The 26,381-nt window shown below is 70.5% G+C and carries 25 protein-coding genes; 12 read left to right on the plus strand and 13 right to left on the minus strand.

Annotation, left to right across the window (positions count from 1 at the left end):
* Positions 1-45: 45 nt before the first annotated feature.
* Complete coding sequence (ispD, locus tag N1028_RS02430; protein WP_259525172.1) at positions 46-1,260, minus strand: 2-C-methyl-D-erythritol 4-phosphate cytidylyltransferase; 1,215 nt, start codon at positions 1,258-1,260, stop codon at positions 46-48.
* 11 nt (positions 1,261-1,271) lie between these two features.
* Positions 1,272-1,754 carry a CarD family transcriptional regulator gene (locus N1028_RS02435; RefSeq protein ID WP_066040922.1) on the minus strand — a complete coding sequence of 161 codons (483 nt, stop codon included), beginning with the start codon at positions 1,752-1,754 and terminating at the stop codon, positions 1,272-1,274.
* Between the two features lie 171 nt (positions 1,755-1,925).
* On the opposite strand from N1028_RS02435, the gene N1028_RS02440 reads away from it, so the two are divergent.
* A complete protein-coding gene (locus tag N1028_RS02440; RefSeq protein WP_259525173.1) occupies positions 1,926-2,480 on the plus strand; it encodes a DUF5018 domain-containing protein in 555 nt (184 codons plus the stop codon).
* An 18-nt stretch (positions 2,481-2,498) separates the two neighbouring features.
* On the opposite strand, the gene N1028_RS02445 is transcribed toward N1028_RS02440, so the two are convergent.
* Entirely contained in the window at positions 2,499-3,179 is a 681-nt protein-coding gene (locus N1028_RS02445) for a winged helix-turn-helix domain-containing protein (protein ID WP_259525174.1), read from the minus strand.
* Positions 3,176-4,255, minus strand: coding sequence for a sensor histidine kinase (locus N1028_RS02450; RefSeq protein WP_310795560.1), 1,080 nt, complete (start codon positions 4,253-4,255; stop codon positions 3,176-3,178). Before N1028_RS02450 ends, N1028_RS02445 begins: the two co-directional genes overlap by 4 nt.
* 223 nt (positions 4,256-4,478) lie before the next feature.
* Between N1028_RS02450 and phoU the strand changes: the two genes are divergently transcribed.
* The gene (phoU, locus tag N1028_RS02455; RefSeq protein WP_259525177.1) at positions 4,479-5,138 is read left to right on the plus strand and encodes a phosphate signaling complex protein PhoU; all 660 of its coding nucleotides are present in this window, start codon (positions 4,479-4,481) and stop codon (positions 5,136-5,138) included.
* 75 nt (positions 5,139-5,213) lie between these two features.
* Here the strand turns inward: phoU and N1028_RS02460 are convergent, their stop codons facing one another.
* Together N1028_RS02460 and N1028_RS02465 are read right to left on the minus strand one after the other, a co-directional pair.
* A complete protein-coding gene (locus tag N1028_RS02460) occupies positions 5,214-6,368 on the minus strand; it encodes a zinc-binding dehydrogenase (protein WP_259525178.1) in 1,155 nt (384 codons plus the stop codon).
* Between the two features lie 4 nt (positions 6,369-6,372).
* Positions 6,373-7,125, minus strand: a complete 753-nt coding sequence (locus N1028_RS02465; protein WP_259525179.1) for a phosphoglyceromutase — start codon at positions 7,123-7,125, stop codon at positions 6,373-6,375.
* 20 nt (positions 7,126-7,145) lie between these two features.
* On the opposite strand from N1028_RS02465, the gene N1028_RS02470 reads away from it, so the two are divergent.
* Positions 7,146-7,958 carry a class I SAM-dependent methyltransferase gene (locus N1028_RS02470; protein WP_259525180.1) on the plus strand — a complete coding sequence of 271 codons (813 nt, stop codon included), beginning with the start codon at positions 7,146-7,148 and terminating at the stop codon, positions 7,956-7,958.
* On the opposite strand, the gene N1028_RS02475 is transcribed toward N1028_RS02470, so the two are convergent.
* Positions 7,951-8,382: a hypothetical protein gene (locus N1028_RS02475; protein ID WP_259525181.1), complete on the minus strand. Its 432-nt coding sequence runs from the start codon at positions 8,380-8,382 to the stop codon at positions 7,951-7,953. The two genes, N1028_RS02470 and N1028_RS02475, sit on opposite strands and share 8 nt — an antisense overlap.
* A 21-nt stretch (positions 8,383-8,403) precedes the next feature.
* The gene (locus tag N1028_RS02480; protein ID WP_259525182.1) at positions 8,404-9,315 is read right to left on the minus strand and encodes a pseudouridine-5'-phosphate glycosidase; all 912 of its coding nucleotides are present in this window, start codon (positions 9,313-9,315) and stop codon (positions 8,404-8,406) included.
* A 96-nt stretch (positions 9,316-9,411) separates the two neighbouring features.
* Between N1028_RS02480 and N1028_RS02485 the strand changes: the two genes are divergently transcribed.
* Positions 9,412-10,329, plus strand: a complete 918-nt coding sequence (locus N1028_RS02485; RefSeq protein WP_259525183.1) for a LysR family transcriptional regulator — start codon at positions 9,412-9,414, stop codon at positions 10,327-10,329.
* A gap of 11 nt (positions 10,330-10,340) precedes the next feature.
* Complete coding sequence (locus tag N1028_RS02490; protein WP_259525184.1) at positions 10,341-10,967, plus strand: phosphoribosylanthranilate isomerase; 627 nt, start codon at positions 10,341-10,343, stop codon at positions 10,965-10,967.
* Positions 10,968-10,982: 15 nt separating this feature from the next.
* On the opposite strand, the gene N1028_RS02495 is transcribed toward N1028_RS02490, so the two are convergent.
* The 4 genes from N1028_RS02495 to N1028_RS02510 form a co-directional block, all read right to left on the minus strand.
* Positions 10,983-12,065, minus strand: coding sequence for an FUSC family protein (locus N1028_RS02495; protein WP_259525185.1), 1,083 nt, complete (start codon positions 12,063-12,065; stop codon positions 10,983-10,985).
* A gap of 5 nt (positions 12,066-12,070) precedes the next feature.
* Complete coding sequence (gene ygfZ, locus N1028_RS02500) at positions 12,071-13,360, minus strand: CAF17-like 4Fe-4S cluster assembly/insertion protein YgfZ (RefSeq protein ID WP_259525186.1); 1,290 nt, start codon at positions 13,358-13,360, stop codon at positions 12,071-12,073.
* Positions 13,361-13,365: 5 nt separating this feature from the next.
* Positions 13,366-14,085, minus strand: a complete 720-nt coding sequence (locus tag N1028_RS02505; RefSeq protein ID WP_259525187.1) for a nitrobindin family protein — start codon at positions 14,083-14,085, stop codon at positions 13,366-13,368.
* 142 nt (positions 14,086-14,227) lie between these two features.
* Positions 14,228-14,494: a hypothetical protein gene (locus N1028_RS02510; protein WP_259525188.1), complete on the minus strand. Its 267-nt coding sequence runs from the start codon at positions 14,492-14,494 to the stop codon at positions 14,228-14,230.
* A gap of 67 nt (positions 14,495-14,561) precedes the next feature.
* On the opposite strand from N1028_RS02510, the gene N1028_RS02515 reads away from it, so the two are divergent.
* Genes N1028_RS02515 through zapE form a run of 3 tightly spaced genes read left to right on the plus strand, consistent with a single transcriptional unit; the run spans position 14,562 to position 17,339 of the window.
* On the plus strand, positions 14,562-15,254 hold the full coding sequence (locus N1028_RS02515) for a response regulator transcription factor (protein ID WP_259525189.1): 693 nt from the start codon (positions 14,562-14,564) through the stop codon (positions 15,252-15,254).
* On the plus strand, positions 15,223-16,182 hold the full coding sequence (gene mshD / locus N1028_RS02520) for a mycothiol synthase (protein WP_259525190.1): 960 nt from the start codon (positions 15,223-15,225) through the stop codon (positions 16,180-16,182). Before N1028_RS02515 ends, mshD begins: the two co-directional genes overlap by 32 nt.
* A gap of 38 nt (positions 16,183-16,220) precedes the next feature.
* Positions 16,221-17,339, plus strand: coding sequence for a cell division protein ZapE (gene zapE / locus N1028_RS02525; protein WP_259525192.1), 1,119 nt, complete (start codon positions 16,221-16,223; stop codon positions 17,337-17,339).
* On the opposite strand, the gene N1028_RS02530 is transcribed toward zapE, so the two are convergent.
* Positions 17,324-19,348, minus strand: a complete 2,025-nt coding sequence (locus N1028_RS02530; RefSeq protein WP_259525193.1) for a cell wall-binding repeat-containing protein — start codon at positions 19,346-19,348, stop codon at positions 17,324-17,326. The genes zapE and N1028_RS02530 overlap by 16 nt on opposite strands.
* Positions 19,349-19,689: 341 nt before the next feature.
* Between N1028_RS02530 and N1028_RS02535 the strand changes: the two genes are divergently transcribed.
* The 4 genes from N1028_RS02535 to pstS all read left to right on the plus strand — a co-directional run bounded on the left by N1028_RS02535 (position 19,690) and on the right by pstS (position 26,287).
* Positions 19,690-21,867, plus strand: a complete 2,178-nt coding sequence (locus tag N1028_RS02535; protein WP_259525194.1) for a glycosyl hydrolase family 8 — start codon at positions 19,690-19,692, stop codon at positions 21,865-21,867.
* Positions 21,868-21,945: 78 nt separating this feature from the next.
* Complete coding sequence (locus N1028_RS02540; protein ID WP_259525195.1) at positions 21,946-24,126, plus strand: RNA degradosome polyphosphate kinase; 2,181 nt, start codon at positions 21,946-21,948, stop codon at positions 24,124-24,126.
* Complete coding sequence (locus N1028_RS02545) at positions 24,123-25,049, plus strand: NUDIX hydrolase (protein WP_259525196.1); 927 nt, start codon at positions 24,123-24,125, stop codon at positions 25,047-25,049. The genes N1028_RS02540 and N1028_RS02545 overlap by 4 nt, the downstream gene beginning before the upstream one ends.
* 140 nt (positions 25,050-25,189) lie before the next feature.
* Positions 25,190-26,287 carry a phosphate ABC transporter substrate-binding protein PstS gene (gene pstS / locus N1028_RS02550; protein WP_259525197.1) on the plus strand — a complete coding sequence of 366 codons (1,098 nt, stop codon included), beginning with the start codon at positions 25,190-25,192 and terminating at the stop codon, positions 26,285-26,287.
* Positions 26,288-26,381 lie beyond the last annotated feature (94 nt).

Below are 26,381 nucleotides of genomic sequence, written 5' to 3' on the forward strand. Positions count from 1 at the left end.
TGGGGACTCGTGCGGGCTTGTGCCGCCGGGCGGTGGGGGAGGGGGCTAGCGGGGGGCCAGGAGGAGGGCCGTGGCTATGGCGGTGAGGCCCTCGCCTCTGCCGGGGGAGCCGAGGCCGTCGGTGGTGGTGGCGGAGACGGCGACGGGGGCTCCCAGGAGGGCTGTGAGGAGGGCGTCGGCCTCGGGCTTGCGGGGGGCGAAGCGGGGGCGGTTGCCGACGAGTTGCACCGCCACGTTGACCACCGTGAAGCCGGACTCGGTGAGGAGGGCGAGGGTGCGGCGGAGGAAGACCTCGCCGTGGGCGCCCGCGAGCTCGGGGTCGGAGGTGCCGAAACAGGAGCCGAGGTCGCCGAGGCCCGAGGCGGAGAGGAGGGCGTCGCAGATGGCGTGGGCCACGACGTCTCCGTCGCTGTGGCCGGCAAGACCCCGCTCGCCCGGCCAGTGCAGACCAGCGAGCCAGAGCTCACCGCCGCCCTCACCGGAGGAGGTGGGAGAAGAGGAGGAGAAGGCGTGGGCATCGACGCCGATGCCCGTGCGGATGCGCATCATGCTGCTCCCGGCCGAGTCGGCACCCGCGGTGCGGGCGGCCAGCTCCTCGGCGTGCTCGAGGTCGTGCGGGGTCGTGATCTTGAACGAGAGCGGATCGCCGGCGACCACCGACACACTGCCCCCGAGCTGCTGCACGAGCGCCGCGTCGTCGGTCACGTCCTCGACGGCCCGCTCATAGGCCTCCGCGAGCTGAGCGCGAGGAAACCCCTGCGGCGTCTGCACGGCGGTGAGGCGCGACCGGTCGACCGTCTCGAGCACGAGGCCCGATCTGTCGACCCCCTTGATCGTGTCGATCACCGGCTGGCCGGGGATGACTCCCGACCCCGTCGATCGCACCGCCGCGATCACACGCTCGAACACCTCGACCGGCGTGAACGGGCGCGCGGCGTCGTGCACGAGCACGACATCGACTCCGTCGCCGAGCACCGACAGTCCGGCCTGCACCGACTGCTGCCGGGTGGTGCCGCCCGCGACCGCCGCGAACGGCAGTCCGAGCGACGCGAGCTGCGAGCGGGCGGCCTCGACGAGAGCCGCGGGCACGACCACCACGAGCTCGATGGGCTCGGATATTCCGCGCACGGAATCCATCGCCCACGACAGGATGCTGCGCCCGGCGACCTCGACGAACGCCTTGGGCGTCGCGCGGCCGAGCCGTGTGCCGGATCCGGCCGCGACGACGACGACCCCGATCGACGGGGCGGGCGACGACACGTCGGGAGTGGCTAGGAGGCCAGCACCTCGTCGAGCACCAGCGAGGCCTTCTCCTCATCGGTCTTCTCGGCGAGAGCCAGCTCGGAGATGAGGATCTGGCGGGCTTTCGCGAGCATGCGCTTCTCCCCCGCCGACAGTCCGCGATCCTGATCGCGGCGCCACAGGTCGCGCACGACCTCGCTCACCTTGATGACATCGCCCGACGCGAGCTTCTCGAGGTTGGCCTTGTAGCGGCGCGACCAGTTGGTGGGCTCCTCGGTGAAGGGGGCACGGAGGACCTCGAAGACCTTGTCGAGACCCTCACGGCCGATGACGTCGCGCACACCGACGAGATCGACGTTGTCGGCCGGCACCTCGATGGTGAGGTCGCCCTGCGTCACACGGAGTTTGAGGTAGATCTTCTCTTCGCCCTTGATGACCCGGGTCTTGACTTCGGAGATGGTCGCGGCTCCGTGGTGGGGGTAAACGACAGTTTCGCCAACCTCAAAAAGCATGAATGGATGTCCTTCCGTGACCTCTAGGATACCACAGGGGCTATGTGGTAAGGGTGGCCTAACCAGCCGCCGAACGCGCGCCCGTTGTAGGCTGATGTCAAAGCGTCGACGACTCTGGAGGGTCTTGTGAGAGCTCGGTTCGCGGCATCCGTTCTAGTAGGTGCCCTGATCGTGACCGGCACGGCCGGATGCGCGTTCGTCACCCCTCAGGCGACCACCAAGATCGTCGAGGCCTCCGACGGCGTGAATGCGAAGATCGGCGACGTCGCCATCCGCAACGCCATCGTCATCAGCGAGGACGGCACGCTCGGCAGCCTCCTCATCTCGTTCGTCAACACGGGCGACCAGGCCGCCCGTATCACGGTGCAGTACGCGGACGGCGAGACCGGCGAGCGAGTGACCCAGACCGTCTCTGTCGCCGGTGGTGGCGCCATCACGAGCTTCGGCGACTCCGACCGCGAAGACATCCTGCTCTCGAACATCTCCGAGCCCGGCAGCCTCTTCCCGATCTACTTCCAGGCGGGCGACGCCGAGGGCGCCGAGGTGCTCGTGCCTGTGCTCAACACCTCGCTGCCCGAGTACACGGGCCTCGCGCCGACACCGACACCCACGGAGACGCCGACGCCGACCCCCACGCCCGGAGACGCACCCGCCGACGTGTTGGTGGACCCCGAGGCCCCGGCCACTGAGAGCCCCCAGCCCGAGGTCGTCGAGCCGGTCCAGTAGCCGGAGCCGCCCGCCCGGCTACCCCTCGAAGCGGTAACCGAGCCCGCGCACGGTCACGAGCAGCGCAGGCTCTGACGGCGTCGTCTCGATCTTCGAGCGGATGCGCTTGATGTGCACGTCGAGCGTCTTGGTGTCGCCGAAGTAGTCCGACCCCCACACCCGGTCGATCAGCTGCCCCCGGGTCAGCACACGGCCGGAGTTCCGCAGCAGCAGCTCGAGCAGTTCGAACTCCTTCAGCGGCATCGCCACCTCCTTGCCGTCGACCGACACCGTGTGCCGCTCCACGTCCATCGTCACCGGACCCGCTGCGAGCAGGGGCTCGGCGGCGTCGACGGCCTCGACTTGCCGGCGCATCACGGCCCGGATGCGCGCGAGCAGCTCGCGGGTGGAATAGGGCTTGGTGACGTAGTCGTCGGCCCCGAGCTCGAGCCCCACCACGATGTCGATCTCGGAGTCCTTCGCGGTGAGCATGATGATCGGCACCTGCGACCGGGTGCGGATCTCGCGGCACACCTCGGTGCCGGGGATGCCCGGGATCATGAGGTCGAGCAGGATGATGTCGACTCCCCCGCGCTCGAACTCGCTGAGGGCGCTCGGGCCGTCGGGTGCGACGGTCACCCCGTAGCCCTCGCGGCGCAGCAGGTAGCTCAGCGGCTCGCTGAGCGCGGCCTCGTCTTCGACCAGCAGGATGTGCGTCATCGTTGTTTCTCTCCTCGCGAGGCGGCCGTCTCGGCCGTGGCTTCGGGTAACCGGATGGTGAAAGTGCTGCCCTGCCCGATCTGCGACCAGGCGCGGATGTCGCCCCCGTGGTTCTGCACCACGTGCTTGACGATGCTGAGGCCGAGGCCGGTGCCGCCGGTGTTGCGCGAGCGCGCCTGGTCCACGCGGAAGAAGCGCTCGAACACGCGCCGCAGGTCGTCCTCGGGGATGCCGATGCCCTGGTCGGTGACCACGAGCTCGACCACGCCGTCGCCGTGGTGCACGCCCACGCCGATCCGCGATCCGTCGGGAGAGTACTGCACGGCGTTGGCGATGAGGTTGTTGAGGGCGAGGGTGAGCAGCGTCTCGTCGCCCATCACCTTGACCTTCCTGGAGCCGCCGACCGCGATCTTCATGCCCCGCGCATCCGCCACCACGTGATTCTGGTCGACGGCCGCCGACACGATGGCGTCGATGTCGAGGAGCTTCGCCGAGGCGAGCACGTCGGTCGACTGCAGCCGCGAGAGCTCGATGATCTCGCGGGTGATCTGGGTGAGCCTGGTGGCCTCGGTGCCCATGCGCTTAGCGAACCGGCGCACCTGCTCGGGGTCGTCCGAGGCCGGCTCGAGCGCCTCGGCCAGCAGCGAGATGGCACCGATGGGCGTCTTGAGCTCATGACTGATGTTCGCGATGAAGTCACGACGCACCTCTTCGAGGCGGTAGGCCTCGGTGCGGTCTTCGGCGAGCACGAGGATGTAGCGGGCGCCGAGCCGGGCCACCTGCACGTCGAGATGGATGATGGCCTCACCGAACGGGCCGCGGGCGAGCGTGATCTCCTCGTTGACGGAGTCGCCCGTGGTGCGCACCCGCGCGACGAACCGGAGCATCTCCTCGTGCACAAGGAGCCCGTTCGCGACGAGGCCGTAGGTGTAGGCGGTCTCGGAGGCCTTGACGACGTTGTTCGAGGGGTCGAGCACGAGGCCCGCGAAGTCGAGGGCGTCGATCATGTGGTCGACTCCGTCGGGCACACCGCTCGAGACGGCGGTGACCGCGTCGTTTCCCCGTCGTTCAGCCATGTGGAGCAGGATCACGAATCCTGCGCCGACGAAGAGGCCGAGTGCCAGAGACAACAGCACCAACCAGCCTGTTTCCATACGCACTACACTAATGAGTCGCCGACCCTCGGGATCCCCACGGAGGGGCGCGAGCCCGCCGCTTCGTCGACTGTTCAACTCCGCGGCACCTCGCGTTAACCTCCTCCGGTGAGGATGGCCGTACCGAAGAAAGGACCCTGCACGCATGCGTGAGGTATTCCAGCAAGAGCTGCGCGAGGTTCAAGAGCGTCTCGTCGAGATCTCCGAGCTCGTGACCGTCGCCATCACGAACGCCACCACGGCGTTCAATGAGTCGAATGTCACGTTGGCCGAGACGGTCATCGCCGAAGACCCCAAGATCGACTCGCTCGCCGCGAGTCTCGACGAGCTCGCCATCAGCATCCTGGCGCTGCAGCAGCCGGTCGCCCGCGACCTGCGCATCGTCGTGACGGCCCTCCGCGTGAGCGCCTCACTCGAGCGGATGGGGGACATCGCCGAGCACATCGCTCAGCTGGCCCGCTACCGCTACCCCGACAAGGTGGTGAAGAAGAGCCTGCGCCAGACGTTCTCAGAGATGGGCCGGCTCGACGTGGAGATCGCCAAGAAGCTCACGGTGCTCCTGAAGACGGAGGACGTGCAGCTGGCAGATGAGATCCGCAACGACGACGACCAGATCGACGAGCTGCACGTGAGCGTCTTCGACGCCGTGCTCGGCGCGCACTGGAAGGGCGAGGCGGTCGACACGGTCGACGTCACGCTCGCGAGCCGCTACCACGAGCGCTTCGCCGACCACGCGGTGTCGATCGCCAAGAAGGTGCAGTACCTGGCCACAGGTGAGTGGCCGAGCAGCAGCTCCAACGCGTAACCACGCGTTCACCGACGAAGCCCCCGGCGCCCTCAGCGGGCCCGGGGGCTTCGTGGTGTGAGCGGCGGGTCGGACTCAGGACTCGGGTGACATGACGACGATCGCCCGGCCCTTGATGCCCCCGCGATCCAGCAGCGCGAACGCCTCCCCCGCCTCTTCGAGCGGGAACCGCCGGGTCACGGCGTCCTGGACGTCGTAGCCGCCTTCGGCCGCCATGCGCACCACCTCGGGGAGATCCTGACGCGTTCGGGCTCCGAACGAGCCCACGATCTCCTGGCCGCGGCGCACGAGCGGCGTGATCGGCACGGCCGCCGTCGCCGCACCCGCGGCGATGCCGACGGCGACCATCCGCCCGCCCTCGCGCAGGAGCGACACGGCGAGCTCGAAGGTCTCTGGGCGGCCGAGCGCCTCGAAGGCGACGTGCACCCCCTTGCCGCCGGTGGCCTCGCGTGCCCGCGCCAGGGCATCCTCGGTGCGGGAGTTGATGACGACGTCGGCACCGAGCTCCCGGGCGGCGGCGAGCTTGTCGTCATCGACGTCGATCGCGATGATCGGATGCGCACCGGCCCAGCGCCCCACCTGGATGAGGCTCGAGCCGATCCCGCCGGTCGCCACGATGGCCATCGAGCGGCCGGCGGTGAGGCCCGACTTCTGCACGGCTCCGTAGGCGGTGAAGGCGGCGCAGCCGAGCACGGCGGCCTCCTCGAGCGGCACGCCGTCGGGCAGCTTCGCGAGCGCGGACACCGGCACCACCGCGTACTCGGCAAGGCCCGCCATCGAGTACATCGAGAGTCGGCTGCCGTCGGCGCGGGTGAGCCTGGAGGTGCCGTCGAAGAGGTTGCCCTTCAGCCGGTTCTCACCGAAGAACACCTCGCACATGTCGTCGCGGCCCTCGAGGCACGGCTCGCAGCGCGTGCACGGCATGATGAACGCGCCGACCACCCGGTCGCCGACGGCGAGATCGGATTCGGAGGCCGGCTCCCGGCCGTCGACGTCGCCCCCGAACGACACGATGGTGCCGCTGACCTCGTGCCCCATCACGGCGGGTGCAGGGAACGCCACCTCGCCTTTCATGACGTGCAGGTCGGTGTGGCAGACCCCGCAGGCGGCGACCCGCAGCAGGGCCTCCCCCGCCTTGGGCTCGGGAACCGGAACGGTCTCGACCGTGAGGGCGCTCGACGTGCCCTCCCAGATCGCGGCCCTCATCGACGCCGTTGTCGACTCGGTCACGGTGTTACTTCTTGCCCTGCGCGGCGACCGCGGCGGCCCCGGCGGCGGCGGCCTCCGGGTCGAGGTACTCGGCGGGGCCCACGGGCACGAACGACTCGTCGAGCTTGTAGACGAGCGGGATGCCGGTGGGGATGTTGAGCTCGGCGATGTCGTCGTCGGAGATGCCGTCGAGGTGCTTCACGAGCGCACGCAGCGAGTTGCCGTGGGCCGTGACGAGCACCGTCTTGCCGAGGGCGAGGTCGGGCTGGATGTCGGACTCCCAGTAGGGCAGCATCCGCTCGATGACGTCTTTCAGGCACTCGGTGCGAGGCACGTCGTCGCCGAGGTCCGCGTAGCGCGGGTCGCCGACCTGCGAGTAGGGGTCGGCGTCGTCGATGGGGGGCGGCGGCACGTCGAACGAACGCCGCCAGGTCTGGAACTGCTCCGGGCCGTACTCGGCCAGGGTCTGCGCCTTGTCCTTGCCCTGCAGGGCGCCGTAGTGGCGCTCGTTGAGCCGCCACGAGCGCTTGACGTCGATCCAGGAGCGGCCGGCCTCGGCGAGGGCGAGCTCGGCGGTGCGGATGGCTCGGGTCAGGCGCGACGTGTACAGCACGTCGGGCAGGGTTCCGGATGCGGCGAGCAGCTCGCCGGCGCGGGTGGCCTCGCCGACGCCCTGCTCCGAGAGATCGACGTCGACCCATCCGGTGAACAGGTTCTTCTGGTTCCACTCGCTGTTGCCGTGGCGCAGGAGGATGAGGGTGTAGGGCTCATTGGGCATGCCTCCATACTATTGGGGGCATGCCTATCGGTGCCGTGACCCGGGGAACGACGAACACCAACCGGCTTCGCCGGGTCGACCGCTTCATCACGACGCTCCCGGTGCTACGACGCACGACGGACCCGCTCGTGGTCGACCTCGGCTACGGCGCGAGCGGTGTCACCGCCTTCGAGCTGCAGGCGCGCCTCGCCGCCGTGCGGCCCGACGTGCACGTACGCGGGCTCGAGATCGCGCCGGAACGGGTGGCGACGGCCACCGCGCAGCTGAAGGAGGTGCGGGACGGCCGCACGACCTTCGCCCGGGACGCGTCGGTCGACTTCGCGCTCGGCGGCTTCGAGGTGCCGCTGCCCGCGGGCCGCAAAGCGGCCGTCATCCGCGCCTTCAACGTGCTGCGGCAGTACGACGAGTCGCAGGTGGCCGAGTCGTGGGAGCTCATGGTCTCCCGGCTGCAGCCCGGGGGCGTGCTCGTCGAGGGCACCTGCAACGAGGTCGGCCGGGTGAGCAGCTGGGTGGTCGTGGGTCACGGCGGGCCGCAGACCTTCAGCCTGTCGCTCCGCCTGACGGGGCTCGAGCATCCGTCGATCGTGGCCGAACGCCTGCCCAAGGCGCTCATCCACCGCAACGTGCCCGGGGAGCCCGTGCACCGGCTGCTCGTCGATCTCGACCGGTTCTGGCAGCACAATGCGAGCCTCGGGACCTACGGCCCCGTGCAGCGCTGGCTCGCGACCCTGGCCGCACTCGCCGCGGCGGGCTGGCCCGTGCAGACGACGAAGCGCCGGCAGCGGCTGGGAGAGCTCACACTGCCGTGGAGCTCGGTGGCCCCCGCTACTTGATCGGGAGCTCGACCTCCTGGTCGCCGACGCGCACCGTGAGCGGCTCGGTGGTGGTGACGAAGTCAGGGGTCCAGAACACCGAGGTGTGCGGCACGAAGTCCATGGTGCAGGGCTGGTCGGCCGGCAGCGGCACGGTCGCGATCTCGACGGTGTTGCCCTCGCCCTCGGGTTCGACGATGGAGATCTTGGAGCCGATCACGGGGCAGGTGGAACTGCCGGAGATCGAGACGCCGATCTGCGCCCCCTCGTGCAGCCAGAAGGCCTGGAGACCCGAGTCCTCGCCGCCCTCGCTCTCGGTCACGATGTGCTCCTCGTCCGGCAGGCCCGAGAAGTTCTCGGTGGGGCCGGTGACGGTGCAGCCGGTCAGCGCGAAGGCTGCGGCGAGGGTGGCGACCGTGAGCGGAACGAGCTTTCGCATCTTCATGGCACTACGGTATCGCGGATCTCAGGCCGTGAGCGCGACGGCGATCTGCGCGCCGAGCGCCACGTTGCCTCGATAGACCTCGACGTTCACGTCGAGGCTCGCTCCGCCGGTCGTGCGCTGCACGAAGTCGAGCAGGAACGGCGTGGTCTCGTTGCCCGAGATGCCCGCCGCCTCGGCTGCGGCGAGGGCCTCGGCGAGCACGGAGTCGTGCACGGCGGGGTCGAGCTGCTTGTCGGCCGCGACCGGGTTCGCCACCAGGAGGGTCGAGGCGATCCGGAGGGCGTCGCGGGCCGCGACGACCCGCGCGATCTCCTCAGGGCTGTCGACCGAGTACTCGATGTCGTAGCCGGAGTCGGAGATGTAGAAGCCCGGGTAATCGGTCGTGCGGTAGCCCACCACGGCGAGGTTGAGGGTCTCGAGGCGCTCGAGAGTGAGCGGGATGTCGAGGATCGACTTGACGCCCGCGCTCACCACCACGAGGGGCAGGGTGGCGAGGGTGCCGAGGTCGGCCGACTCGTCGAAGGTGGTCTCGGCACCGCGGTGCACACCCCCGAGGCCGCCCGTGGAGAACACCCGCACGCCGGCGAGCGTGGCGAGGTACGCCGTGGCGGCCACCGTGGTGCCGCCGTTGAGCTTCTTGGCCGAGGCGACGGGGATGTCACGGAGGCTCACCTTGACGACGGCGTCGTCGTTCGAGAGGCGCTCGATCTCGTCGGTCGAGAGGCCGACCGTGGGCACGCCGTCGACGAGGCCGATGGTGGCAGGCACGACGCCTGCGGCACGCACGCGCTCCTCGGCCTCGAGGGCGACCTCGACGTTGCGCGGGCGGGGCAGGCCATGGGTGAAGATGGTGGACTCGAGGGCCAGCACGGGGCGCCCGTCGGCGACGGCGGCGCGGACCTCGTCTGAGATCGCGAGGAATTCTGCGGGCACGGTGGTGTCTCCTTCATCCGAAAGCGTGCTCCCACACTACGAGCCGGCGCTCGATCGCATCAAGCTGACAGTGACGTCGATTGATAGGCTGAGGCTATGGAATTCTCGCTGCGACAGGTCGAGGCGTTCCACGCCGTCGCGACGCGGCTCCACTTCGGGCGGGCGGCCGACTCGCTCTTCGTCTCGCAGTCGGTCGTGAGCCAGGAGGTGCGGCGGCTCGAGCAGCGGCTGGGCCTCGCCCTCTTCGACCGGTCCACCCGATCCGTCGCCCTCACGGCGGCCGGCGCCGCCCTTCTCCCGACCGCCAGGGCTCTCCTGGCGTCTGCGGGTGATTTCGCCCAGGCCGCGGCGGCTGCCGGCCGGGCGCGCTCGGGGCGGGTGCGGCTCGCGGCGAGTCCGAGCGCCATGAACGAGTTCGTGCCGCGCCTGCTGAGGGCCGCCGAAGACGATCTCGCCGGGATCGTGATCGACGACCTCGCCGTGGAGACCGGTGACATCGAGCGGGCGCTGGCCTCGAGTGAGGCCGACATCGGCATCGGCCGCTTCCTCGAACCGGGCCCGGCGTTCCGCACCGAGGTCCTCCGCCGCGAGCGGCTCCTCGTGGCACTCAGCACACGGCATCCGCTCGCCGGTTCGCCCTCGGTCGCTCTCGCCGAACTCGGCGACCTGCCCCTGCTGCTCTGGCCTCGTGAGCGCAGCGCCGCCTACTACGACTTCCTGCTCGCAGCGTGCGCGGCCGACGGCCTCGACCCCTACGTGCTGGTGGGCCGGCCCCGGATCATCGGCAGCCGCTCGTACCTGATCGCGGAGAACCGCGCGTTCGGTCTGCTCCCCGAGTCGTCGGCCGCCGTCACCGCGCCGGGGATCGAGGCGATCCCGATCTCCTCCGGTGTCACACTCCCCCTGGAACTCGCGTGGCGCGTCGGCGAGGATCGGCCCGACGTGCTCCGGGTGCTCGAGGCCGTCCGCCGCCTCGGCCGAAGCCCCGCGCCCGCACCGGCACCCGCATCCTGAGAGGCGACACCGTGTACATCAAGATCTGTGGCCTGAGCACCCCCGAGACCGTGCGCACCGCCGTCGACGCCGGGGCCGATGCCGTGGGGTTCGTCTTCGCACCCGGCAGCCCGCGCACCGTCGACCCCGGGCTCGCGGCGCGCCTCGTCGCCGACGTCCCCGAGACCGTCGAGACCGTCGGGGTCTTCCGCGACCAGCCGATCGACGAGGTGATCGGGATCGCGCGTGCCGCCGGCGTGGGCACCGTGCAGCTGCACGGCTCGGAGCCCGACGACGACCTCCGGCGCCTCGTCGACGAAGGCCTCCGCCCCTTCCGCGCGTTGTCGGCCAGCGCGTTCGGTGGTCTCTCCGAGGCCCGCCGGAGCGCCCTCGGGGCGTACCGCCTGCTCATCGACGCCGCCGAGCCGGGTGCCGGCGTCACCTTCGACGAGACCGAGCTGGGCCGGCGGCCCGAGGGGTTCTGGCTGCTCGCCGGCGGGCTCACCCCCGAGAACGCCGCGCGGCTCTTCCGCTTCTTCGAGCCGTCCGGCGTCGACGTCTCAAGCGGTGTGGAGAGCGCTCGCGGGGTCAAGGACCCGGTTCGGATCGAGGCGTTCGTAGCGGCCGCACGAGGCGCCGCGGGCCGAGCCTCGGAGTGAGCCGCGGCCGGAACCTCAGGTCGTGATGTCGGGGAGCGTCCGCCTGGCGTCGTCGATCGGCATGCCGCTCGCCGCCAGGAGATCGAGCACGAGGGGCCTCAGCGAGACCACGATCGACGCCTCGGAGTAGGGCTGCCCCGGGATGAGGCTCCTCGGGTCGAGCGTGATGGCGATCAGCACGAGACTCTGCCGCACCACGGGCCGCAGCTCTGGCCGGTCGATGCTCTGCGCGAGCATCGAGGTGGCGCTCTGGATGCCCGCGAGCACCTCGGCGAGCTCGGGTCTCGCACGGTCGCCGGGGAGCACGCTCAGCCGGCGGGTCACGACGCGGAGGTTGCGGGTGGCGTGGTCCATGTGGAGCTGCATAACCTGCAGCGCCGCGAGTTCGGCGCGGTGTCGGCGGAGGAACGGCGAGATGCGGGCCACCGCCGCGGCGGAGTCGAGCGAGGCACGCCACTGCTCGATCAGGCCCTGGGTGTCGCGGGCGCGCCCGAGCACCATCTCGGCCGTCGCCCTGTCGCCGATCCGCACGACCGTCACGAGGGAGGCGGCGATCGCGTTGAACGCGCTGAAGAACTTCAGCGCCTCCCGCCGGGCGGCACGTCGCGGGTCACGCGGCAGCAGGGCCGTGCAGGCGATCGCGACCGCCCCACCGACGAGAGCGTCGACCGTGCGGGTGAACGGCCCGCCCTCGGGCAGCGGCATGAGCGCCACGAGCGATCCCTGCACAGCTGCGAGGATCGGCAGCCCGGGCACCGGTGAGAGCAGCCGCGTCACCACGAGGGCGGCGAGGATGGTGAGCGCGAACTGCCAGAGTCCCTGGCCCGTGGCGAGCAGGATGACCTCGCTCACCGCGATCCCCACCGTCACGGCCAGCGCGAGCTCCAGCACCCGGCGCGGGCGCGCGTCGAGCACGAGCCCGAGGCTCGAGAGCGTCACCATCACCGCGGCGATGGGGTACTGGTGCCCGAGCACGAAGTGGGCCACCGAGTAGGCCACCGTCGCGGCGACCACGAGCTGCACGATGGCGGGGAGACTCGAGCCCACCCGGTCGAAGGAGGATCGGACCTCGGCGCCGAAGCGCCCGGCGTCGGGCACCGGCGTCAGCGGGTCTTGCGGGCGCCCAGTCGCGGCAGGCGCGGCACGCGACCCACCGCGGCACCGGCATCCGGAGACACGATCTCGTCGGCGCTCGCAGCGATCTCGCCCGAGGCGGAGCGCACCCGGAGGTCGGCGGCCGGGTCGAGCTGCCGCTTCACGACGGCGAGGGCGATGGGCCCCCACTCGTGGTGCAGGGCGACCGTGGTGAGGGTTCCGGTGGCGTCGTCGGCTCCGGCCACCGCGACCTCGTCGCCCGGAGCGGGGAGCGCTCCCTCGGAGCCGTCGAGGTGCAGCAGCACCAGGCGACGCGGCGGGTGGCCGAGGTTGTGCACCTTCGCGACGGTCTCCTGGCCGCGGTAGCAGCCCTTCGAGAGGTGCACGGCGGAACGCATCCAGTCGAGCTCGTGCGGGATGGTACGGTCGTCGACCTCGGTGCTGAGCCGCGGGCGCCAGGCCGCGACCCGCAGGGCCTCGGCCGCGAGGGTACCCGCGATGCGGAGCTCTCCCCGGAGCACCGCGGTGGCGAGCATTCCGAATTCCGAGCGCGGCACGAGGGTCTCGCGCCACCACCAGTCGGCGCCAGGATGCTCATCGGTCTGCGCGTACTGCACGCCGCCGGTCACGACCTCGGGCCACGGATCGGCCCAGGTGAGCAGCTGCGGGGTGTCGGCACCGGGAGCCGGGGCCGCGGCGGCCACCGCCGCGAGCGCTGCCGGAGCCTCTCCCTGCGGGCCCGCCGCGAGCCAGCCCACGGTGGCGAACTCGGCCGAGCGATCGGCGATCTCGACCCGCAGCATGAAGCGCATGCGCTGCAGCCAGGTCTCGAGCGCCTCCGTCTCGCCCGAGTCGACGAGCAGCCAGGCGGTCTCGCCGTCGTCGAGCACCCGGATGGCGTGCTCGATGCGGCCGTTCGCCGAGAGGAGCAGGGTCTCGGCGGACTCGAACGGGGCGAGGCCGCGGATGCTCTGGCTCGTCACCGAGTCGAGCCAGCTGAGGCGGTCGGGGCCGGTGACCGAGATGACTCCGCGGTCGGAGAGGTCGACGATCACCGGGGCACCGGCATCGCGCGGCATCTCCGTCGCGCCCTCGCCACCGGTGCCGGTGCCGGTGCCGGCCGAGCGTGCCGCGTCGAGCATCCGCTGTTCACCGAGCGGGTTGCCGTAGTGCGCCGCGACGCCGGCGTCGGCACCGGAGCCGGCGACCGCCCCCGGCAGGGAGAGCAGGGCCGAGGTGGCGAAGGGAGCCGGCAGGGGCTCTGCCGGTGTCTCGGGTGCTGCCGCGAACTCGCTCACGCGGCTCAGTCGACCTTCGCCAGGCGGGCGGAGGCGTGGGTGCGGAGGTCCTGCCCCAGCGCCGCGATGTCCCAGGCCCAGAGCAGGTGGTTGTCGACGAGACCGTAGATGCGCGTGGCGGCCGCGTACTCCTTGGCGGTGCGGGTGCGCACCACGGCGTCGGTCGCGAGGTCGATGCGCGGGCCCTTCACCTGGCCGAGGTAGAGCTCGCTCACGCCGGTGGGGTGCACGATCGAGACCTCGATGTCGAAGCCCTCGGCGGAATTGCGGAGGGCCTCGACCGACTGAGCGGTGTTGAAGGGGCGGGGGCCGACGCCCGGGAGCATGCCCGGGCCGACGTCGCCCTCGATGTGCAGGCGGCTGAGGCGCCAGTAACCGGTCTCGGCGGTGAGGGGCTCGATGGGGCGGCGTGCCGATGCGGGCTCATCGCCGTCTCCGGCCTGTCGGTCGGCATCGTGTGCGACGACATCGTGTGCGTCGGCGTCGGCGTCGGCGTCGTCGCCGTCATTGCCGTCGTCGCCGAGCAGCCACGTGTAGGAGCTGTAGTTGAGGTAGGGCAGGCCGTCGTGGCTGAAGCTCACGCGCTGGCCGAACTCCCGCGAGACCCGCTCGGCCGACTCGCCCTCCCCGATCGTGTAGTCGAGCACGCCTGTGCCCTCCCATACTCCGATGAGCCAGGAGAGGGGGACGAGTTCGGCCGGGAGGCCGGTGGGGATCTCGATCACGGGCGGTCTCCAGCCGGGCAGCGGATCAGCGCTGGCCGCGGAAGAGCTTGTAGACGACGACCCCGGAGACCCAGGCGATTGCGAGAGACGCAAGCCCGAGGAGGCCGATGAACAGGAGTTCGAGCGCAACGTAGGACATGGCTTAGATCCTAGCGCTCGCGGCGAACGCGAGGGGACCGAGCACGACGGTGGCGAGGGCGAGGATGAGCACGGCGCCACCGAGGCTCGCCGAGACGCGGTTCACGAAGCCCTTCCGCACCGGAACGATGAGCTGGATGCCGAAGGTCACCACGAGGGCTGCCCCGAGCACCACGGGGAGGAAGACGAGGTAGCTCGGAGCCGAGACGAAGACTCCCACGGCGACGACCCCGATGATCGTGAGGATCCAGACCGGGACTACGCTTCTCATGAGCAGACTCATACCCGCCATTCTGCCCGACTAGTATGTACCGCAGGCGTTCTCTGGAGGATCTTACGTGGCGCAGTTGTTGATCCTGACCTCTGCGGTCGACCGAGAGGTGTTGCCCGCGCTCTCTCTGCTGAGTCACCGCACACGCCAGATCCCGGCGGAAGCCTCGCAGCTCGTGAACACCCCGAACAGCGACCTCATCTTCGTCGACGCCCGCCACGACCTCGCCTCCGCACGTTCGCTCTGCAAAATCCTCAGCACCACCGGCATCGGCGTCCCCGTCGTGCTCATCCTCACCGAAGGCGGGCTCACCGCGGTGAGCGCCGAGTGGGGCGCGGCCGATGTGGTGCTCGAGTCGGCGGGGCCCGCGGAGGTCGACACGCGCATCCGGCTCGCCATCGGGCGCCAGGTGCAGGATCAGTCGACGTCGAAGATCCAGGCCTCGGGCGTGGTCATCGACGAGGCCAGCTACTCGGCCCGGGTGCACGGCCGGCCGCTCGACCTCACGTTCAAGGAGTTCGAGCTGCTCCGCTTCTTCGCCATGCACCCCTCCCGCGTCTTCACGCGCGAGCAGCTGCTGAGCGAGGTGTGGGGCTACGACTACTTCGGCGGAACCCGCACGGTCGACGTGCACGTGCGGCGACTGCGGGCCAAGCTCGGCGACCTCGAATCGCTGATCGGTACCGTGCGGAACGTCGGCTACCGCTTCAACTTCTTCGAGGACGACAATGAGCGGCTCGCTCACACTCTCGGTCAGTAGTCCCGACGAGGCGCGCGAGCCCTTCCTCCGGCTCGTGGCGCGCGCGGCGCTCGTCGACGGGCAGCCGCCGTTCAACGACCAGGCGCTCATCGACATCGGCAAGGGCACCCGCTCGCTGCTGCTCGCCGAGCGGCGCATCGCCGAAGGCGGGGTCGCCGTCGCGGGGGCGGCCATCGTGGGGCAGGGCGAGCTCGAGTTCGTGATCGATCCGGAGTGGCGGGGCGAGGGCCTCGGCCGGCAGCTGCTCGAGATCGTGCTGAAGAATCCGCCGGCACCGACCGGGGCCGGGTCCGGCGCGGGCGCCGGGGCTCCGGATGCGCTCAGGGCGTGGGCGCACGGGGACCACCCCGCGAGCCGCCGGCTGGCGAAGACGCACCGGTTCGAGGCCATCCGCACTCTGCTGCAGCTGCGACGCGAGCTCGGAGCGGGTACCGCGGCACCCGGCGAGGTCGTGCTGCCGTCGGGCTACTCGCTCACGGGCTTCCGCGGCGGCCCGGATGTCGACGACTGGGTCGCCCTCAACGCCCGGGTCTTCGCCGAGCACGACGAGCAGGGCTCGCTCACCCGCGACGACCTGCTGTTCCGGCTCTCGGAGCCGTGGTTCGACCCGGACGACTTCCTGCTGCTGCGCGACGCAGACGGTGCGCTGGTGGCCTACAACTGGCTGAAGGTCGAGCCGAACGACACCCGCGTGGGCGAGATCTACGTGATCGGCGTCGACGAGGGGCAGGCAGGCCGCGGGCTCGGGCGGTCGCTCATGAACGCGGGGCTCGCACGCCTCGAGGAGCGCGGCTGCACGCACGCGGCCCTCTACGTCGACGGGGACAACGAGCGCGCCGTCGCGCTCTACCGATCGCTCGGCTTCGCCGACCATACGATCGACGTGCAGTACCTGCACCGCCCCCTCCCCCGCCGCGGCGCGCTCTGACGGGCGCCGCGATCAGTTCCCGCTCCCTCGCCGAGCTCGTGCAGAACGACGCCCGCCGTGCCGGTTTCGAGCTCGGCCCGGGTCAGCTCGTGGTGCTGTCGCGACTGGTGCGCCTCGCCCGCGAGCTCGAGGGGAGTGCCGGTGCACCCGCTTCTGCATCTGCCCCCGCCCCCGAGGCGGGTGAGCAGGAGACGGCGACCGGCGTCTACGTCTGGGGCCGGGTGGGCCGGGGCAAGACCTGGCTGCTCGACGCGTTCGTGCGGGCGCTGCCGGAGGGCACCGCCCGACGCGTGCACTCCCACACGTTCTTCGACGAGCTGCACCGCCGCATGCACGAGTACCGCGTGGCGAGCGAGGGCGATCGCGCACGGCTCGAGCGGGAGGCGTTCGACCACGCGGTCGACGGCTTCGTGGGCGGGGCGCCGCTCCTGGTCTTCGACGAGCTCGAGATCGGTGACCCGGGCGACGCCACGCTCATGACGCGACTGCTCGAGCACCTCGGCGAGCGCGGTGTCGCGTTCCTGGTGTCGTCGAACTCGGCGCCGCAGGATCTGCTGCCCGATCCGGTCTGGCATCGCGTCTTCGAGCCGGGCATCCGCCTCATCCTCGAGCGGATGGACGTCGCGGAGCTGGCGGGACCCGTCGACTACCGTGCCCTCGCCCACCCCGGTTCCGAGCACGGCTCGGGCTTCCGCTCAGGTGCGTGGCTGACGTCCTCCCAGCTCTCGAACGAGGGCCTCCGAGCACCCTCACCGGATGAGCGCACCGAGCTCTCCGTGGGCGGCCGGCGGTTCGCGGTCGAGGCGGCCCGTCCCGGCGAGCTGTGGGTGTCGTTCGCGGAGCTGTGCGAGCATCCGCTCTCCACGATGGAGTACATCGACTGGTCCCGCCGCTTCGGCGAGCGCTGGGTCGTCACGGCCGTCCCCACGTTCTCCCGCGCCTCGCGCTCCGGCCGCCTCCGCTTCCTCGCGGCCATCGACGTGCTGGCAGACGCCGACATCCCCACCTACCTCGTCACCGAGGCCGACCCCGCCGCCTTCCTCGCCGAGGTCCGCTCCCTCCCCGCCGCAGCCCGCCTCGCCAGCCGCCTCACCCTCCTCCGGCGGCGTCCGCAGGCGGGCGAGGCCGGTGACCGACAGGGTCATTTCGCCACATAGGCCCGCAGCGCGGCGACGACCGGTTCGGAGATCGTCTGTTCTCCGCCCAGCACGACGATCCGCCGCGGCCGCAGCCTCGCCAGCTCGTCCGCGACCGGGCCGGGGATGCTCGCCGACGACACCAGCAGCACGGGCGAGCCGTCACGGATCGCCGCGGGCGCCCCCGATAGAGCGTCAGGGAACTTCTGCCCCGACGCGATGTAGACCGTTTCGCCTGCCGTGCTCTTGAGAAGCCAGTGTGAGACGTTGGCGGAGACCTCGTAGCGATCCGCTCCTCCGGCTCTCGAGACGTCTGCACCGAGTTCACGCACCTGCGCGAGCACGGCGTCGGACACCGTGTTGCGCCCACCGAGCACCACGATGGTCTTCGGCTTCAACCGACGCAGCTCGGCCATCACCAGATCAGGCACGGAATCCTTCGTCGTGAGGAGCACCGGGCCCCCCTGGACGCCGGCGACCGCAGAACCCGACAGGGCGTCAGGGAAGACGGCCCCTGATGCGAGGTACGCGACGCCCTGGCCACTCGATTCCGGCTTGAACACGAGTGACGAGAGGACGGAAGCCACTTCGTAGCGGTCAGCTCCGGAAACCCTGGCCACCTGACCGGCGAAGTCCTTGAGGCTGAGCTCCGTCGCTGCATTCACCGAGCTCTCGCCTCCGAGGATGACGATCCTCCTCGGCTTCAGGCGCCGCAGTTCATCGGCGATCGCGGGCGGGATGCCGTCCTTTCTCACCAGAAGAACGGGTGCCCGTTCGAAACCGGCCGCCGCCGAGCCTGTGAGCGCATCGGCGAAGGCGAGGCCGGACGCCACATAGGCGGTGTCGACGTGCGGGGCGAACGATACGGCTGATATCCGCGCTGACACTCCGTAGCGGTCCTCGGCGCTCAATCGAACCAGCTCCGACGCACGGCGTGCGTTGCGGAGGTAGACCTGGCTGACCCCCGGCGCTGACGGGTCGGTGAGGTTCGCAGCGGCCGACTGGAACGCGATGATCGTGCCATCCGCGCTGACTCTCGGCGCCACGGCGTGGTCGTCCCCCGCATCACCCACGAGAGAGGCGCTCAGCAGATCGAGCTTTCCGTTCCTCAGATCCCGTCGGTACACCTGGACGGACCCCGGGACCCCCGCATCGGTGAGGTCGGAAGCCTCCGACTCGAAGACCACGACATCCCCGGATCGCGACAGCACCGGTGCACCGCTGGCACGATCCGCTCCCTCGCCGGTGCGCGCACTGTAACTCGCCAACCGGGTGCGACTTGAATCGACCGATCTGACGTAGACCTGCTCCGTCCCGGCAGTCGTGTCGCTGGTCGCATCGCGAGCGGAGGTGACGAACGCGACCACTCGCGCGTCACCGGACACGTCCGGGGCGTAAGCGTCCTGTTCGACGCCGGCATTGGTGTCGACCGCGTAGCTGATGAGTTGCACGCCCTCCGAGAGCCCTCCCCTCGTGTGCAGGTAGACCTGCCAGTGGCCACGGTTGATGCCTGGAGCGATCAGGTCGGATGCGGTGGCGAAAGCGGTCGCCCTCCCGTCATCGGCCACCGACGGCGCAGCCGAATCGAGGTTGCCGCCGACCGGCGTTGGTGCGTACTTCTCAGCGCTCAGAAGGGTGGTGCGCCCGGTCGCCAGATCGATCGAATAGATCTGGGTCTTGCCGCGCGTGTCCACGGGCGTCAGGTTGGTGGCCCGCGTGGCCACGACCACAGTGGAGCCATCGGCAGAGAGGTCGAGTTCCTGAATCGGAGCGTTCGCCTGATTGGGCACCGGGTCTGCGCTGATTGTGACGACCCGGTTCGCTCCCGTGTTCCGGTCCCAGATGACCGCCTGAGAGATCCCTCCGCGTGGCCCGAGATTGTCCGCCCCCGAGATGTAGGCCACGTAGCGTCCGTCGTTCGACACCACGGGACGGATGGCGTCCGCGGACGCCGAAACGACGCCGACACGGCTCACCAGCGTGGTCGTGTCGTTCGCCACGTCGCGCAGGTAGACCTGCTTCGTTCCCACGGTGTGCGGCACGGCGGTGAGGGCGGCCGCGGACTCGAAGGCCACCCACCGCCCGTCGGCCGAGAGTGACGGCCGCGACGACTCCGCCCCGCCGGCCGCACCGGCAGCGGTGGCGCTGACGAGGACGGTCTGGGAGGCCCCGGGAACGGCTGCAGAGCTGCCGACCGTGGGCACCGACACGAGCGTGGCCGCCGTGATCACCGCGAGGGCGATCGCACCGAACGTCATGGGTCGCATAGGTCTCCAAGCTGGAAGAGGACGTGTCGCTGAATATACCTCATTTCTTGTTCCGGTGAGATGAGCGGCGGGGAGCTAGCCTCATCCCGAGAGGAAAGGCACCGATGAAAGCAGCCACATTCCTGCGAGCCGCAGCCATCGCTGCCGCGTGCACGCTCCTTCTGGGCGCTTCGGCGATGGAGCCGGAGGCGGCCGCCGCTGGGGCCGCGCGGCCGTTCGGGACGCATCCGGTGGTGCACCCCGCGGGGGCCGCGGCGGCTCCGGGAGGGGTCGCGGCCGCCGACGCCGCCACGGCTGCCGCCTACGACAGGTGGAAGGCCGCGTACGTGCGGGCCGGGTGCGGCACCGGGAGCTACTACGTCGACGCCTCGAGCTCCACCGCACCGGGCACCAGGGTGGTGTCGGAGGGCCAGGGCTACGGGATGGTGATCACGGCACTCATGGCCGGGCACGACCCCCAGGCGCGCACCGTGTTCGACGGGCTGTTCCGCTATGCCGATGCGCATCCGAGCGCGACCGATCCGGATCTCATGGCCTGGAACCAGAGCACCTCGTGCGCGAGCATCCCCGGCAACGACAGCTCGGCCACCGACGGCGACCTCGACATCGCGTTCGGCCTCCTGCTGGCCGACACGCAATGGGGCTCCGCCGGCACCATCGACTACGCCGGCGAGGCCCTGCGCATCATCGCGGCCCTCAAGCGCAGCGCGATCAACCCGCAGACGTTCCTGCCCGAGCTCGGCGACTGGGTCTCGGCCGAGAGCGGCTACCTCTACGGCACGCGCACCTCCGACCTCATGGTCGACCACTTCACGGCGTTCGAGAACGCCACCGGCGACGTGTTCTGGGGCCAGGTGGCCAGGGCGAGCTCGGCCCTCGTCGCCGAGCTCCAGGAGACGGCGAGCCCCGGCACCGGCCTCCTCCCCGACTTCGCCGTGAACACCGACACGGTGCCCGCGCCTGCACCCCCCGGCTACCTCGAGTCGCCCTACGACGGCGACCACAACTGGAACGCCGTGCGCACCCCCTGGCGTCTCGCCTCGAGCGCGCTCCTCGTGGGCGACGCTGCCTCCCGCGCCGCGACGGGGCGCGTGAGCTCGTGGATCATCGAGGCCACCGGCGGCCGCCCGGATCGCGTGCGGGCCGGCTACGAGCTCGACGGCACCCCGCTGCAGACCTACGGCGACCTCGCCTTCACCGCCCAGTTCGGCGCCGGCGCGATGCCCGACGCCCGCCGGCAGGGGTGGGTGGATGCGGTCTGGACGGCCATCCGCACCGCCCCGGCCGCCGGCTACTACTCCGACTCGCTCGCGCTGCAGTCGATGCTGCTGATGTCGAACAACTCCTGGCTGCCCGCGCTCGAGGCGCCTTCGGGTGTGCAGCGGATCGGTGGCGAGAACCGCTACGCCGTCTCGGCGGCCGTCTCGGCGAGCACCTTCGCGCCCGGGGTCGCGACCGTCTACCTCGCCTCCGGGGCGGTCTTCCCCGACGCCCTCTCGGCCTCCGCGGCAGCGGGAGCCGAGGGCTCCCCCGTGCTGCTCACGCCGCGCGACGCGATCCCCGCACACGTCTCGGCCGAGCTCTCCCGGCTCGCGCCCGACCGCATCATCGTCCTCGGCGGCCCGGCCACGGTCTCCGAAGCCGTCGTGTCCTCGCTCGCCCCCACGGGAGCGGAGGTCGTGCGCATCGGCGGCGCCGACCGCTACGCGGTCTCGGCGGCCGTCTCCTCGCGCACCTTCGACGACGCTTCACCCCGGGTGGCCTACGCCGCCTCCGGCCAGGTCTTCCCCGACGCCCTGTCCGGTTCCGCCGCCGCGGGTGCCGACGGCGCACCCGTGCTGCTCGTCGCCCGCGACTCGGTGCCCGCGCCGATCGCCACCGAGCTCGGCCGCCTCGACGCCGACTCCGTGCTCGTGCTCGGCGGCTCGAACACCGTCTCGGCGAGCACCTTCGCGGCGCTCGACCGCACGGCTCCGGCCACCCGCGTGGGCGGCACCGACCGCTACGCCGTCGCAGCGGCCGTCTCGGCCCGCACGTTCGAGCCGTCCCGCGTGCGCACCGTCTACGTCGCATCCGGCGCGGTCTTCCCCGACGCCCTCTCGGCCTCGGCCACGGCGGTCGCGAACCACGCCCCCGTGCTCCTCGTCACCCGCGACTCAGTCCCGGCCGCCACCGCCGCCGAGCTCAGGCGCCTCGCCCCGAGCCGCATCGTCGTCCTCGGCGGCACCGCCACGGTCTCCGACGCCGTCGCCTCGAGCCTCGCCGCCTTCCTCGCCCGCTAGCTCCCCGAACGGGCGCCTCCGACCGCTCTTCACCCTCCCGTTGGTTCGGGCTTCACCTGCGGGTGCGATGATGTGGGGATGGACGACGACATGATCTCGCTCGATGCCGGAGTCGTGACCGACTTCGATGACGACTACGACGAGCTGGCCGTGACCTCGGCGGGCCCGGCCCTGCCGGAGGGCCGCTACCTCGACCGGGAGCTCAGCTGGCTCGCGTTCAACACGAGGGTGCTCGAACTCGCCGAGGATCCCACGCTGCCGGTGCTCGAGCGCGCCAACTTCCTCGCGATCTTCGCCTCCAACCTCGACGAGTTCTTCATGGTGCGGGTCGCGGGCCTGAAGCGCCGCATCCTCACCGACCTCGCGGTGCCCACCAACGTCGGCCGCCGCCCCACCGATGTGCTCGAGGACATCTCGGTGAAGGCGCACGAACTGCAGCTTCGGCACGCACTGGCATGGAAGAACCTGGTGTCGCCCGCCCTCGCCGAGTCCGGCATCCGGGTGATCACCTGGGACGACCTCGACGCGGCCGACCGCGAGAACCTGCACGACATCTTCTCGCAGCAGATCTTCCCGGTGCTCATGCCGCTCGCGGTCGACCCAGCCCACCCGTTCCCCTACATCTCGGGCCTGTCGCTCAACCTGTCGATCCGGGTGCGCAACTCCAAGACGGGCAAGGAGGAGTTCGCGCGCCTCAAAGTGCCCCAGGTGCTCAACCGATTCATCCGCGTCGACACACGTGAGACTCCGGACGAGCTGCGCTACATCGCGCTCGAGGACCTCATCTCGAGCTTCCTCGGCGACCTCTTCCCCGGCATGGAGATCGTGGAGCACCACGTCTTCCGCGTCACCCGCAACGAAGACGTGGAGGTCGAGGAGGACGAGACCGAGAACCTGCTGCAGGCGCTCGAGAAGGAGCTGCTGCGGCGCCGGTTCGGTCCGCCCATCCGTCTCGAGATCAGCGACGACATGGATCCGGTGACCCTGGAGCTGATCGTGCGCGAGCTCGACATCACCGAGCAGGAGGTCTACCGCCTGCCGTCGCCGCTCGACCTCGGCGGTCTCTTCGACCTCACGCGGATCCCCCGGCCCGACCTGAAGTACCCCAAGCACGTGCCCACGACCGCGGCCGCACTCCTCCCGCCCGAGGCCAACGCGAAGCCCGACATCTTCAAGGCGATCTCGCGCGGCGACATCCTGCTGCACCACCCCTACGAGTCGTTCGCCACGAGCGTGCAGGCCTTCCTCGAGCAGGCCGCCGCCGACCCCAACGTGCTCGCCATCAAGCAGACCCTCTACCGCACGAGCGGCGACTCCCCCATCGTCGAAGCGCTCATCGACGCGGCCGAGGCCGGCAAGCAGGTTCTCGCCCTCGTGGAGATCAAGGCGCGGTTCGACGAGCAGGCCAACATCTCCTGGGCCCGCAAGCTCGAGAAGGCCGGCGTGCACGTGGTCTACGGGCTCGTGGGGCTGAAGACGCACTGCAAGCTCGCCCTCGTGATCCGTCAGGAGAAGGGCCGGCTGAAGAGCTACAGCCACATCGGCACAGGCAACTACAACCCCAAGACCTCGCGCATCTACGAGGACCTCGGGCTCCTCACCGCAGACGACCAGGTGGGCAAGGATCTCACGCGCCTGTTCAACGAGCTCTCGGGCTACGCCATCGAGAAGAAGTTCAAGCGCCTGCTCGTGGCACCGCTGCACCTGCGGAAGGGTCTGCTCAAGCGCATCGCGACCGAGGCGGAGAACGCGCGGAAGGGGCTGCCCTCCGGCATCCGGATCAAGGTCAACTCGATCGTCGACGAGGCCATCATCGACGGCCTCTACCGCGCCAGCCAGGCCGGGGTGCCTGTGGAGGTCTGGGTGCGCGGCATCTGCGCGCTCAAGCCCGGCCAGGCGGGGCTGAGCGAGAACATCCAGGTGCGCTCCATCCTCGGCCGCTACCTCGAGCACTCGCGCATCTTCTCGTTCCACAACGAGGGCGACCCGCAGGTGTTCATCGGCAGCGCCGACATGATGCACCGCAACCTCGACCGCAGGGTGGAGGCGCTCGTGCGCCTCGTCGACCCGCAGCACCTGGCCGAGGTCGACGACCTCTTCACGCTTGCGATGTCGGACTCCGTCGCCTCGTGGTCGCTCGCGGCCTCGGGCGAATGGACCCGCAACGACGTCGATCCCGACGGCGCGCCCCGCATCGACCTCCAGGACGAGCTCATGCAGCGGATCAGCCGGCGCAAGCGGCCCGGAACCACGCGATGACCGTCTTCGCCGCCGGAGCCGTGGTCTGGCGGATCGTCGAGGGCAAGGTCCTCGTGCTCGTGATCCACCGTTCGGCGCACCGCGACGTCTCCCTGCCCAAGGGGAAGGTCGACCCGGGCGAGACACTGCCGCAGACCGCCGTGCGCGAGATCTCGGAGGAGACCGGACTCGCCGTGACCCTCGGGGTGCCGCTCGGCATGACGAACTACACCATGCCCAACGGCCGGGAGAAGACCGTGCACTACTGGGCGGCCGAGGCCACCGACGACGCGGTGCGCTCGTCGACCTTCCTGCCGGGCGACGAGGTCGCCGCGCTCGAGTGGCTGTCGGTGCGCAAGGCCTGCGGGGCGCTCACCTACGAACGCGACGCCGAGATCGTGGAGAGGTTCGGCATGCTGGTGGACGACGGCGTGACCCGCACCTTCGCCATCATCGCGCTCCGGCACGCCAAGGCCACGCCGCCCTACCAGTTCGCGGGCCGCGACGCCGATCGTCCGCTCACCGAGCGCGGTCTCGGCGAGGCGAAGTCGATCGTGCCCAGCCTCCTGGCGTTCTCGCCGGAGAAGATCGTGACGAGCTCGGCCAAGCGCTGCCGGCAGACCGTCGAGCCCTTCGCCAAGCTGCTGCGGCTCGAGCCCAAGGTCACCGACCGCATCAGTCAGGATGCATACGAGGACGGTACGAGCGACGTGCGCGCCGTCGTCGGCAAGCGGGTGCGCAAACGCGTCACCACCGTGCTCTGCAGCCACGGCCCCGTTCTCCCGGACATCGTGCGCGAAGTGGCACTGGCCACCGGCACAGCCCCCGCCGCCACACTCTCGCGCGCGGGCGACCTGCCGGTGGCCGGTTTCTCGGTGCTTCACCTCTCTGTCGACCGGCCGGGCTCCGGCATCGTCGCGATCGAGACCCACGTCCCGCAGTAGCCCGCACCACCCCTTCACGACGGCACCCGGTTGTTCACCTTCCGTTCACCGCGGGGCGGCAGTGTCTTAAGCAACGCCGCTTAGCGTCTAGGACGGGCCCGCACCGGCTCGAACTGAAATCACTCCGAAAGGGATTCCTCGTGAAGCTCAAGCGCTATGCCGCCCCCGCGGTCATCGCCCTCACCGCCGCCCTCGCCCTGAGCGCGTGCGCCTCGAACGAAGGCGGCGCTCCCGCCGCCGAAGGAGCCGACTCCGGCTCCGCCCTCACCGGCACCCTGACCGGTATCGGCGCCTCCTCGCAGGGCTCCGCCCAGGAGGCCTGGATCGCAGCGTTCCAGACCGCCAACGATGGTGTCACCATCAACTACGACCCCCAGGGCTCCGGCGCCGGCCGCGAGGCCTTCATCTCGGGTGCCGCCGCCTTCGCCGGCTCCGACTCCGCGCTCAGCGACGAGGAGCTCGAGGGCGAGTTCGGCTCCTGCGCTCCCGACACCAAGGCGATCGACGTCCCCGTCTACATCTCGCCCATCGCCGTGGTCTTCAAGGTCGCCGGCGTCGACGAGCTCAACCTGGACGCCACGACGCTGGCGAACATCTTCAGCGGCACCATCACCACCTGGAACGACCCGGCCATCGCCGCGCTCAACCCGGAGGCCACGCTGCCGACGACGGCCATCACCGCCGTGCACCGCTCCGATGACTCGGGCACCACCAAGAACTTCACCGACTACCTCGGCAAGGTCGCTCCCGATGCCTGGGCCGAAGAGGCCTCCGACACCTTCCCGTTCCAGTCGGGTGAGGGCGCTCAGGGCACCTCCGGTGTCATCCAGGCCGTCACCGGTGGCGACGGCACCATCGGCTACGCCGACGCCTCCAAGGCCGGCGACCTCGGTGTCGCGAAGATCAAGGTCGGCGAGGAGTTCGTCGAGTACACCGCCGAGGGTGCTGCCGCCGTCGTCGAGGGCTCGCCGCTCGTCGAGGGCCGCGAGGCCAACGACATCGCGATCAAGCTCGACCGCGAGACCACCGACCCGACGCACTACCCGCTCGTGCTCGTCTCCTACGCCATCGCGTGCCAGGAGTACGCCGACGCCGCTCAGGGTGAGCTCGTGAAGGCCTACCTCGGCTACATGGCTTCGGACGAGGGCCAGCAGGAGGCCGCGACCTCCGCCGGCGCCGCACCGCTCTCGGCCGACCTGTCGACCAAGGTCGCTGCCGCGATCGAGACGATCAAGTAACAACGCTCCATCCACTCTGTCCGGTTCCGTTCTCCTCGAGACACGGGACCGGACAGAGCCGGGTCAGGGCCCACCCCCGACCCGACCGTCCCGC

Origin of the sequence: Herbiconiux oxytropis (genome assembly GCF_024979315.1) — a bacterium.
GTDB lineage: Bacteria > Actinomycetota > Actinomycetes > Actinomycetales > Microbacteriaceae > Herbiconiux > Herbiconiux oxytropis.